Consider the following 9631-nt stretch of genomic DNA (forward strand, 5'->3'; position numbering starts at 1 on the left):
GAACATTATACATGGAAAAAGTGTTTATCTTTGTGGCGTAAACTAAAAATAGACAAACATGAAAAAGATTATTAGTGTATTAATGGTAGCTGTATGTTTGATGATGGCTGCTCCTGCTCAGGCTCAGTTGCACTTTGGAGTAAAAGGTGGTTTGAATATTTCAAAATTGAGTTTTTCAAAGGATGCTTTTAAAGGGGATAATAAGACTGGTTTTTTTGTGGGTCCGATGGCTGAATTCACCCTGCCTATTATCGGGATAGGGGCAGATGTTGCCGCTTTATATTCTCAGACAGACTTAGGGGTCGATGGAGAGAAAACAATGAAGTTAAAGACATTTGCAGTTCCTGTGAATTTGAAATGGTCCTTTGGCCTTGGTAGCATGTTGGGTGCTTATATTGCTGCAGGTCCCCAGTTTGATTTTAATATTGGCAATAAAATATGGACGCGTGAATTGTCATTGAAAAAATCTACAACCAGTTTCAATGTAGGAGCAGGTCTTAAATTGATACGTCATTTACAGTTAGGGGTTAATTATAATTTTGCTCTGAGCAAGACTGGTACTTATGAATATTATACAGAGGGTGGATCGGGTGATGGACACCATTCTGTTAATATAAAGAACAACACTTGGCAAGTTTCTTTGGCATACTTGTTCTAGACAACCTTATTTAATAAAAGATAAAAAGGAGGCATTCAGTGAAGAATGCCTCCTTTTTTGTAATTTTGCACCATGAAAAAATTCGTAGATGTCATAGTTCCATTACCTATTGCCAACCAATACACTTATTCCCTTCCTCAGGAGATGGAAGAGATGGTACAGATTGGTTGTCGGGTGGTTGTTCCGTTTGGAAAGAAAAAGTTCTATACGGCAATAGTGACAAATGTACATTATGCGGCCCCGGAGGGGTATGAAACGAAGGATATAGCTGAAGTGCTGGATTCATCTCCGGTACTGTTACCGAAACAATATGAGTTCTGGCAATGGCTGGCGGAATATTATCTTTGTACATTAGGAGATGTGTACAAGGCGGCTATCCCTTCGGGTATGAAACTGGAAAGCGAAACGTTGGTGGAATATAATCCCGATTTTGAAGCTACTGCACCCTTACCGGAGAAAGAGCAGAAAATTCTGGATTTGTTGAGCCGGGATACAGAACAGTGTGTAACCCAGTTGGAAAAAAACAGCGGACTGAAAAATGTGTTGACTGTCATCAAGTCTTTGTTGGACAAAGAGGCCATCTTTGTCAAGGAGGAACTGAAACGTAATTACAAACCGCGTACTGAGGCAAGGGTGAGATTGGTGAACGGAGAAGCGGATGAGGCTTACTTACAACGGCTGTTCAATGAATTGTCACGTGCTCCTAAACAATTGATGATATTAATGAAGTATGTGGAATTGTCCGGTTGGGTAGCCAGAGGGTATGCTTTAAAGGAAGTAACAAAGAAAGAGCTGCTTGAAAAGTCTGGAGGGTCTGCGGCCGTTTTTAACGGATTGGTCGAAAAGAAAGTCTTTGAGGTCTATCATCAGGAGATAGGACGTTTGGATAAAGGAATTTCGGATACCGGTGATATTAATCCGCTGAATATTGCGCAGCAACAGGCTTATGGCAACATTCTTCAATGCTTCAGAGAGAAAAATGTATGTCTTCTGCATGGCGTTACATCCAGTGGCAAGACGGAAATTTATATCCACCTCATTCAGGAGGTGCTGAAAACAGGAAAGCAGGTCTTATATTTGCTTCCGGAAATTGCACTGACCACTCAGATAACTGAGCGTTTGAAAAGGGTGTTCGGACATCGGCTGGGTATTTATCATTCCAAGTTTCCGGACGCTGAACGGGTGGAGATATGGCAGAAACAGTTGGGAGAGAAGAGCTATGACGTGATTCTCGGAGTCCGTTCCTCTATTTTTCTGCCTTTTCGTAACTTGGGGCTGGTCATCATAGATGAGGAACACGAGAATACGTATAAACAGCAAGACCCCGCCCCACGTTACCATGCCCGTAGCTCAGCCATCATGCTGGCCTCTATGTTCAAGGCGAAAGTGCTGCTGGGGACGGCTACTCCTGGTGTGGAAACTTACTTTAATGCTACCTCGGGAAAGTATGGCTTGGTAGAATTGAAAGAAAGATATAAAGATATCCGGCTTCCTCATATAGAACTGGTTGACATCAAGGAACTGGCGCATCAGAAGCGGATGCAGGGCCCTTTCTCACCGGCGCTGGTCAAGCAGATAAAAGAGGCATTGGAGTGTAAGGAGCAGGTTATCCTGTTTCAGAACCGTCGCGGTTTCGCTCCGATGATAGAATGTCATACCTGCGGCTGGGTTCCTAAATGCAAGAACTGTGATGTGAGTCTGACGTATCATAAGGGGCTGAACCAGCTGACTTGCCATTACTGCGGATATACCTATCAAGTTCCCCGTTCCTGCCCGGCGTGTGGCGGAGTGGAATTGATGCATCGCGGTTTCGGTACAGAGCGTATAGAAGATGATATAAAACTGATATTCCCCGAGGCGAAAGTCGCCCGGATGGATTTGGATACCACTCGTACCCGTACCGCATACGAGAAAATTATCGCGGATTTTGAACAGGGCAAGACGGACATCCTGATTGGTACGCAGATGGTGTCCAAAGGATTGGACTTTGATCATGTCAGTGTGGTGGGGATTCTGAATGCGGATACGATGTTGAACTTCCCGGATTTCCGGAGCTATGAGCGTGCTTTCCAACTGATGGCCCAAGTAGCAGGACGTGCCGGGCGTAAAAATAAGCAAGGACTGGTTATCCTTCAGACCAAATCGCCCGATTTACCCGTTATTCATCAAGTGATGCATAATGACTATGAGCAGTTATATTATGACCAATTGGCAGAACGGCAGATGTTCAAATATCCTCCTTATTATCGTTTGATTTATGTATATCTGAAACACCGCAAAGAGGATATTCTGGATTTGGCGGCGGATACCATGGCGGCACAGCTCCGTTCCGGATTGGGCGACAGGGTATTGGGTCCGGACAAACCGCCGGTGGCCCGTATCCAGACCTTATTTATAAAAAAAATGATTGTGAAAGTGGAGCAGAATGCTTCTATAAAGAAAGTGCGTGATTATCTGCTTGCCGTACAACGTGCCATATTGGAAGATGAACGTTTCCGTTCGTTGTTAGTTTATTATGATGTAGATCCACAGTAACCGGTCCATGCACTGGACGATAATAGAAAAGATAAACGAAAATAAAGATGAAGATAGAATTAGACGTACATACCCATACCATTGCCAGCGGGCATGCATTCAGTACTTTACAAGAAATGGCGCAAGCTGCCGCCGATAAGGGATTGAAGGTTTTAGGGATAACGGAACATTCGCCCGGTGTTCCCGGTACTTGCCATCCTATTTATTTTAGAAACTTGCATGTGGTTCCCCGCCGGATGTATGGGGTGGAGCTGTTGTTGGGGGCTGAGATTAATATTCTGGATGGTAAAGGAAACCTCGATTTGGACGAGGATTATATGAAGATGCTTGATATCCGTATTGCGGGTATCCACTCTTTATGTTATGAATATGGAACGATAGAAGAAAACACCCATGGAATGGTACAGGTTATCAGCAATCCTTTTATTCATATTATCAGTCACCCCGGAGACGGTACGGCGGCGTTACATTTTGAACCGATGGTATTGGCAGCCAAAGAACACCATACTTTATTGGAAATAAATAACAGTTCTTTAAAACCCACCCGTAACAAACCCAATGCCCGTGAGAACAACCTCACCATTCTCCGTTTATGCAAGAAATATGAAGTTCCGGTCATTTTGGGAAGTGACGCGCATATTTCGTTTGATATAGCCCGTTACGATAATTTGTATGAATTGTTGCAGCTTACCGGGTTTCCTGAAGAGCTGATCATGAACCGTGATGTGAAATCATTTAAAGAATACCTTCATTTGTAGATTATATATGAAAAGAATACTTTTTGTCTGTCTCGGTAACATTTGCAGGTCTTCTTCGGCAGAAGAAGTGATGCGTACTCTCATAAAGAAAAAAGGACTGGAACACGAGATAGAGGTGGATTCTGCCGGAATCCTGAGTTATCATAGAGGGGAATTGCCCGACAGCCGTATGCGGATGCATGCTTCCCGCCGCGGTTACAATCTGACCCATCGTTCCCGTCCTGTCTGTACGGAGGATTTCTATCATTTTGATATGATCATCGGCATGGACGACCGTAATATAGAGGACCTGATGGAGCGTGCTCCCGATCTGGAAACGGAAAAGAAAATCCATCGCATGACGGATTATTGCCGCACCAAAGTGGCAGACTATGTTCCCGACCCTTACTATGGCGGTGCGCAAGGGTTCGAGAACGTGCTTGATATACTGGAAGATGCTTGTGCAGGATTGCTTACTTCCTTAGTTCCGGGTAACTGATTCGGGTGTGATACATCGTTTTCAGCTTTTCTTTAAACAGTGCTTTGACTGTTGCTATATCCTTGAACGTAATAGGGCATTCTTTGAAATACCCCTCAGATACCTGTGTGTCAATAATCTTATCTACCAGTGTGCTGATGCTTTCTTCCGTGTACTCCGGCAGGCTGCGTGAAGCCGCTTCTACAGAGTCGGCCATCATCAGGACGGCCTGTTCCTTGGTGAACGGGTTCGGACCGGGGTAGCGGAACTTTTCCTGATCCACTTCTTCGTCAGGATGTTCGTTTTTATATGAAATGTAGAAATACTTCGTCAGTCCCCGTCCATGATGGGTACTGATAAAGTCTTTGATCACTTTGGGCAGATTATGCTTTTCCGCCAGTTTCAGTCCGTCGGTGATATGACTGATGATAACCTGGGCGCTTTGTTCATAACTTAAACTCTTGTGCGGGTTGACTCCCGACTGGTTTTCTGTGAAAAAAGCCGGATTCACCATTTTACCGATGTCATGATATAATGCTCCCGTACGCACCAGCTGGCTTTTACCTCCAATCTTGTTTGCCGCCGCAGCAGCCAGGTTTGCCATCTGCAATGAGTGTTGGAAAGTGCCCGGAGCTACTTCGGACATTTCCCGAAGCAAGCTATTGTTGATATTTGACAGTTCCACCAAAGTCACATCTGAAGTAAAACCGAATATTTTCTCCAAAAGGAACAGTAACGGATAAGCGAACAGCAGTAAGATACCGTTGATCATAAAATAGATGTACATGCGCGTATTCAGCTTGGTCAAATCATCTTCATGAATCAGCTCGAAAGCAAAATATAATAAAGCGTAACTGATAAATACAACCAAAGCCGTCCGTAACAATTGCGACCGTTGGGACAATTCTCTCAAACTATAGATCGCCACCATTCCTGCCACTACCTGTAACAAGATAAACTCATGTGGAAAACGTAAAGTGATGGAGCAAAGCAAAATGATAGTGACATGTGCCATGAATGCCGTTCTTGAGTCAAGGAAAACACGGACTATAATCGGAATCATGGCAAATGGAACCACGTAAATACTTGACAAGTTCTGTTCCACCATAATGGAAGACAGGACGGGGAAGAACACAATCAGCGCAAATAGCAGGGTAAGTGTTCCTTTCCGTTCATAATAATCTGCCCGGAACAACTCCAGATAGGCCATGAAGCAGAACAGGAAGATTCCTACATATAATATTTGTCCGGCCAATGTCAGTCTTTTCTCTTGTACCGAGTCGCTACGTTTTTCCCATTCCTTGCGTAAGGATTCCAATATGTTGTAAGTTTGCTCATCAACAATTTCTCCACGGTCAATAATCTTTTGTCCGTTCAGCACAAAGCCGTTTGCCCATGAAATATTAGAGAGCAGGTCTTTTTGCGCCGCCTCGGACTTTTCTTCATCATAAACCAGATTAGGTGTAATGTAATCATTCAGATTACATTGTTGTAATATCTTCTTTTTGTAGTGGGTGGTATCCGCATTCAGCAAATATTCATAGGCTTCCTTCACGGTGTACAATTGGTCGATAAAACGGCTCGTAGCTACATTCTTGTCTACCAGCCGTATGGCAATGATACTGTCTTCCTCCATACGCTTCAAGTCATTTCCGGCAATGATTCCGTCCTCATACAGTGCCTTTAATGTGCGTTCAATATAACGTACATAGTCCGTGCCCGGCAGTGAATGGCGTAAGGTCTTGTTGTAATCCTCCCTTAATTTGGAAAGGACATTTTTTTCGGCTTCCTTGTCTATCTGGAAATAAGGTTGATAGTCTGCCAGGATGCTATCCTGTTCCTTTTGTACTTGTATGTCGTTTTTGTAAATCGGAAAATCAAATGATGCCTGTAACAGTCCGTATTTCCAAGGCTTGTTTATATCAAATTGATAGTTGAACTTTCCTTCATTGGGTAAAAAGTAGACTATCACTGATACTGTGGCAATGAAAATAAGGCTTTTATAAATCAAATTTTTATATGAAAACCGTTGGTTGGTCTTGAAACTTCTCATAATCGTATATTTTTGCGCGCAAAATACGAAAAAATCGGGAAATTTAGATTAATTTTGCGGCGTATTTTATATAAAACAACAATGTCAGAAAGAAAAGTAAGAGTTCGTTTTGCTCCGAGCCCGACGGGAGCGTTGCATATCGGCGGTGTGCGCACAGCCTTGTATAACTATCTGTTTGCTCGCCAGCATGGTGGAGATTTAATTTTCCGTATAGAAGATACCGACTCAAATCGCTTTGTTCCGGGTGCGGAAGAATATATCATTGAGTCGTTTAAGTGGTTGGGGATAAACTTCGACGAAGGAGTCAGCTTTGGTGGTAACTACGGCCCCTACCGTCAGTCTGAACGTCGTGATATTTATAAGAAATATGTACAGGTGTTGCTTGACAGCGGTAAGGCGTATATTGCTTTCGATACTCCGGCGGAGTTGGACGCCAAACGTCAGGAAATCTCTAATTTCCAGTACGATGCTTCTACCCGTATGTCTATGCGTAACTCTTTGACTCTGCCGAAAGAAGAAGTGGATGCACTGATTGCCGATGGGAAGCAATATGTGGTACGTTTCAAGATTGAACCGAATGAAGATGTACACGTACATGATATTATCCGTGGCGAGGTAGTGATCAATTCTTCCATTTTGGATGATAAAGTTTTATATAAATCGGCGGATGAACTGCCTACTTATCATTTGGCAAACATTGTGGACGACCATTTGATGGAAGTTTCCCATGTAATCCGTGGTGAGGAATGGTTGCCTTCCGCTCCGTTGCATGTCCTGCTGTACCGGGCTTTCGGCTGGGCGGATACCATGCCCGAGTTCGCACATCTTCCCTTGTTGTTGAAACCGGATGGTAACGGTAAACTGAGCAAGCGTGATGGTGACCGTCTTGGCTTCCCTGTTTTCCCGTTGGAATGGCACGATCCCAAGACCGGTGAGGTGTCTTCCGGTTATCGTGAGTCGGGTTACCTGCCCGAAGCTGTTATCAATTTCCTTGCCCTGTTGGGATGGAATCCGGGAAATGACCAGGAACTGATGTCCTTGGATGAACTGGTGAAGCTTTTTGACCTGCATCGTTGCAGCAAAGCTGGGGCAAAATTCGACTTTGAAAAAGGAAAATGGTTTAACCATGAATATATATTGAAGAAAAGCAATGAGGAAGTAGCCGGGCTTTTCATGCCGATCTTGAAAGAGCATGGCATTGAAGCTCCTATGGATAAAGTGGTGACCGTGGTAGGCTTGATGAAAGATCGTGTAAGTTTTATCAAGGATTTGTGGGAAACTTGCAAATTCTTCTTCGTCGCTCCTATGGAATATGATGAGAAGACCCGTAAAAAACGTTGGAAAGAGGACTCTCCCGAACGTATGCTGGAGTTGGCGGACGTATTGGAGGCCTTGGACGACTTCTCGCTGGAGAATCAGGAGGCTGTGGTCATGAAATGGATAGAAGATAAAGGTTATCACTTGGGTAATATAATGAATGCTTTCCGTTTAACCTTGGTAGGCGAAGGTAAAGGCCCGCATATGTTTGATATTTCAGCCGTTTTAGGGAAAGAAGAAACATTGCGACGCATTCGTCGGGCTGTGGAAGTGCTCAAGTAATAGCCGGTAGTTATGATTTATAACCTAGTCATCTATATTTATCTATTCGGGGTGAAGGTTGCCGGCCTGTTCAGCGCCAAGCCCGCCAAAATGGTGAAAGGACACCGGGAAGTATTTGATATCTTGCGTAACAAGATAGACAAAAATGCCCGTTATATTTGGTTTCATGCAGCTTCATTGGGGGAGTTCGAACAGGGACGCCCTTTGATAGAACGTATCCGTAAGGAGCATCCCGAATATAAAATATTGCAGACTTTCTTTTCTCCCTCAGGGTATGAAGTGAGAAAGAACTACCAGGGGGCAGATCTTGTCTGCTATCTGCCTTTCGACACTCCGCGTAATGTCCGTCGGTTTGTAGAATTGGCTAATCCCTGTATGGTGTTTTTTATCAAGTACGAATTTTGGCAGAATTACTTGAATGAGTTGCATAGGAGAGGTATTCCCACCTATAGCGTATCTTCCATTTTCCGTCCCAATCAGATTTTTTTCCGTTGGTATGGGAAGAGATATAGTGAGGTGCTGAGGACTTTTGTTCATTTGTTTGTACAGAACGAAGTTTCCAAAGAATTGCTGGCGACAATTGGCGTGACCGATGTGACAGTTGTGGGCGATACTCGTTTTGACCGCGTGCTGGATATCTGCCATCAAGCCAAGCAGCTTCCGCTGGTGGAGAAGTTCAAAGGTGATTCGTTGACTTTTGTTGCAGGCAGCTCATGGGGACCGGATGAGGATATTTTTATCAAGTATTTCAATGAGCATCCTGAGATGAAGCTGGTTATTGCTCCTCATGTGGTGAGCGACAGTCATTTGAGGGAGATTTTAGATAAGGTGAAACGTCCGTGCATCCGCTATACCGAGGCTACGGAAGAAAATGTGACACAGGCCGATTGTTTGATTATCGACTGTTACGGACTGCTGTCCTCCATTTACCGATATGGTGAGATTTCGTATATTGGAGGTGGCTTTGGAGTTGGAATTCATAATGTGCTGGAAGCGGCTGTATATGGTATTCCTGTGATATTCGGACCTAACAACAAGAAATTCCGCGAGGCGCAACATTTGTTGGAGCAGAAAGGCGGTTTTGAAGTAACCGGTTATGATGATTTTAAACGGTTGATGGACAAATTCCTGTCGGATGAGGCTTATTTGCAACAAGCAGGGAAAGCTGCCGGAAATTATGTGAACCATAATGCCGGAGCATTAGAAAAGATAATGAAAGATATCACTCTCTGAATGTTTCAAGGTGATTTGAGTATATGCAGGTTATAGAGAAGATTTGGCTCTATAACCTGTTTTTTTTCCTTCAAATCCTTCATTTTAAGCTAATTTATTGTTAATCAGTTTGTTATAATGAACCATTTTCACTTTATTTCCTTCATCCGGATATAAATCCTTCGTAAGCGTCTCCGCGATTCTATATAGTATATTAAAACAAAAAGTCTAATGATCCCTTTTTAGTCATTAGCCTTTTCCCATCTGTCAGGAAGCAGTAGCCTGTATTTTTCCAGTGGTGTATTCGGTTGCCATTCGGCAGTTCTGTTTATGACATCCGTGAGATACTCAAACAGATT

General features: G+C 43.6%; 7 protein-coding genes. 6 read left to right on the top strand and 1 reads right to left on the bottom strand.

Annotated features, from left to right (window positions below; genetic code table 11):
- Positions 1-58 precede the first annotated feature (58 nt).
- From AB5062_RS04075 to AB5062_RS04090, 4 genes are all read left to right on the top strand, one after another.
- Entirely contained in the window at positions 59-658 is a 600-nt protein-coding gene (locus AB5062_RS04075; RefSeq protein WP_005845456.1) for a porin family protein, read from the top strand.
- Between the two features lie 72 nt (positions 659-730).
- Positions 731-3193: a primosomal protein N' gene (gene priA, locus AB5062_RS04080; RefSeq protein ID WP_005845458.1), complete on the top strand. Its 2463-nt coding sequence runs from the start codon at positions 731-733 to the stop codon at positions 3191-3193.
- 47 nt (positions 3194-3240) lie between these two features.
- A complete protein-coding gene (locus AB5062_RS04085; RefSeq protein WP_005845460.1) occupies positions 3241-3951 on the top strand; it encodes a phosphatase in 711 nt (236 codons plus the stop codon).
- Positions 3952-3958: 7 nt separating this feature from the next.
- The gene (locus tag AB5062_RS04090) at positions 3959-4429 is read left to right on the top strand and encodes a low molecular weight protein-tyrosine-phosphatase (RefSeq protein ID WP_005845462.1); all 471 of its coding nucleotides are present in this window, start codon (positions 3959-3961) and stop codon (positions 4427-4429) included.
- Here the strand turns inward: AB5062_RS04090 and AB5062_RS04095 are convergent.
- The gene (locus AB5062_RS04095) at positions 4404-6461 is read right to left on the bottom strand and encodes an HD family phosphohydrolase (RefSeq protein WP_005845464.1); all 2058 of its coding nucleotides are present in this window, start codon (positions 6459-6461) and stop codon (positions 4404-4406) included. The genes AB5062_RS04090 and AB5062_RS04095 overlap by 26 nt on opposite strands.
- A gap of 81 nt (positions 6462-6542) precedes the next feature.
- On the opposite strand from AB5062_RS04095, the gene gltX reads away from it, so the two are divergent.
- Both gltX and AB5062_RS04105 read left to right on the top strand, forming a co-directional pair.
- Positions 6543-8060 carry a glutamate--tRNA ligase gene (gene gltX / locus AB5062_RS04100; protein WP_117695090.1) on the top strand — a complete coding sequence of 506 codons (1518 nt, stop codon included), beginning with the start codon at positions 6543-6545 and terminating at the stop codon, positions 8058-8060.
- Between the two features lie 12 nt (positions 8061-8072).
- Positions 8073-9293, top strand: a complete 1221-nt coding sequence (locus AB5062_RS04105; protein WP_117815125.1) for a 3-deoxy-D-manno-octulosonic acid transferase — start codon at positions 8073-8075, stop codon at positions 9291-9293.
- The last annotated feature ends 338 nt before the right edge of the window (positions 9294-9631 follow it).

This window comes from Phocaeicola sp. RTP21359st1_B8_RTP21360_211022 (genome assembly GCF_040911965.1).
Taxonomy (GTDB): Bacteria; Bacteroidota; Bacteroidia; order Bacteroidales; family Bacteroidaceae; genus Phocaeicola; species Phocaeicola vulgatus.

What these genes read in the sequence shown, in the direction of transcription:
- gltX (WP_117695090.1), top strand. Translation starts at nt 6,543, where the DNA reads ATGTCAGAAAGAAAAGTAAGAGTTCGTTTTGCTCCGAGCCCGACGGGA.
- AB5062_RS04090 (WP_005845462.1), top strand. Translation starts at nt 3,959, where the DNA reads ATGAAAAGAATACTTTTTGTCTGTCTCGGTAACATTTGCAGGTCTTCT.
- AB5062_RS04085 (WP_005845460.1), top strand. Translation starts at nt 3,241, where the DNA reads ATGAAGATAGAATTAGACGTACATACCCATACCATTGCCAGCGGGCAT.
- AB5062_RS04105 (WP_117815125.1), top strand. Translation starts at nt 8,073, where the DNA reads ATGATTTATAACCTAGTCATCTATATTTATCTATTCGGGGTGAAGGTT.
- AB5062_RS04075 (WP_005845456.1), top strand. Translation starts at nt 59, where the DNA reads ATGAAAAAGATTATTAGTGTATTAATGGTAGCTGTATGTTTGATGATG.
- AB5062_RS04095 (WP_005845464.1), bottom strand. Translation starts at nt 6,461, where the DNA reads ATGAGAAGTTTCAAGACCAACCAACGGTTTTCATATAAAAATTTGATT.
- priA (WP_005845458.1), top strand. Translation starts at nt 731, where the DNA reads ATGAAAAAATTCGTAGATGTCATAGTTCCATTACCTATTGCCAACCAA.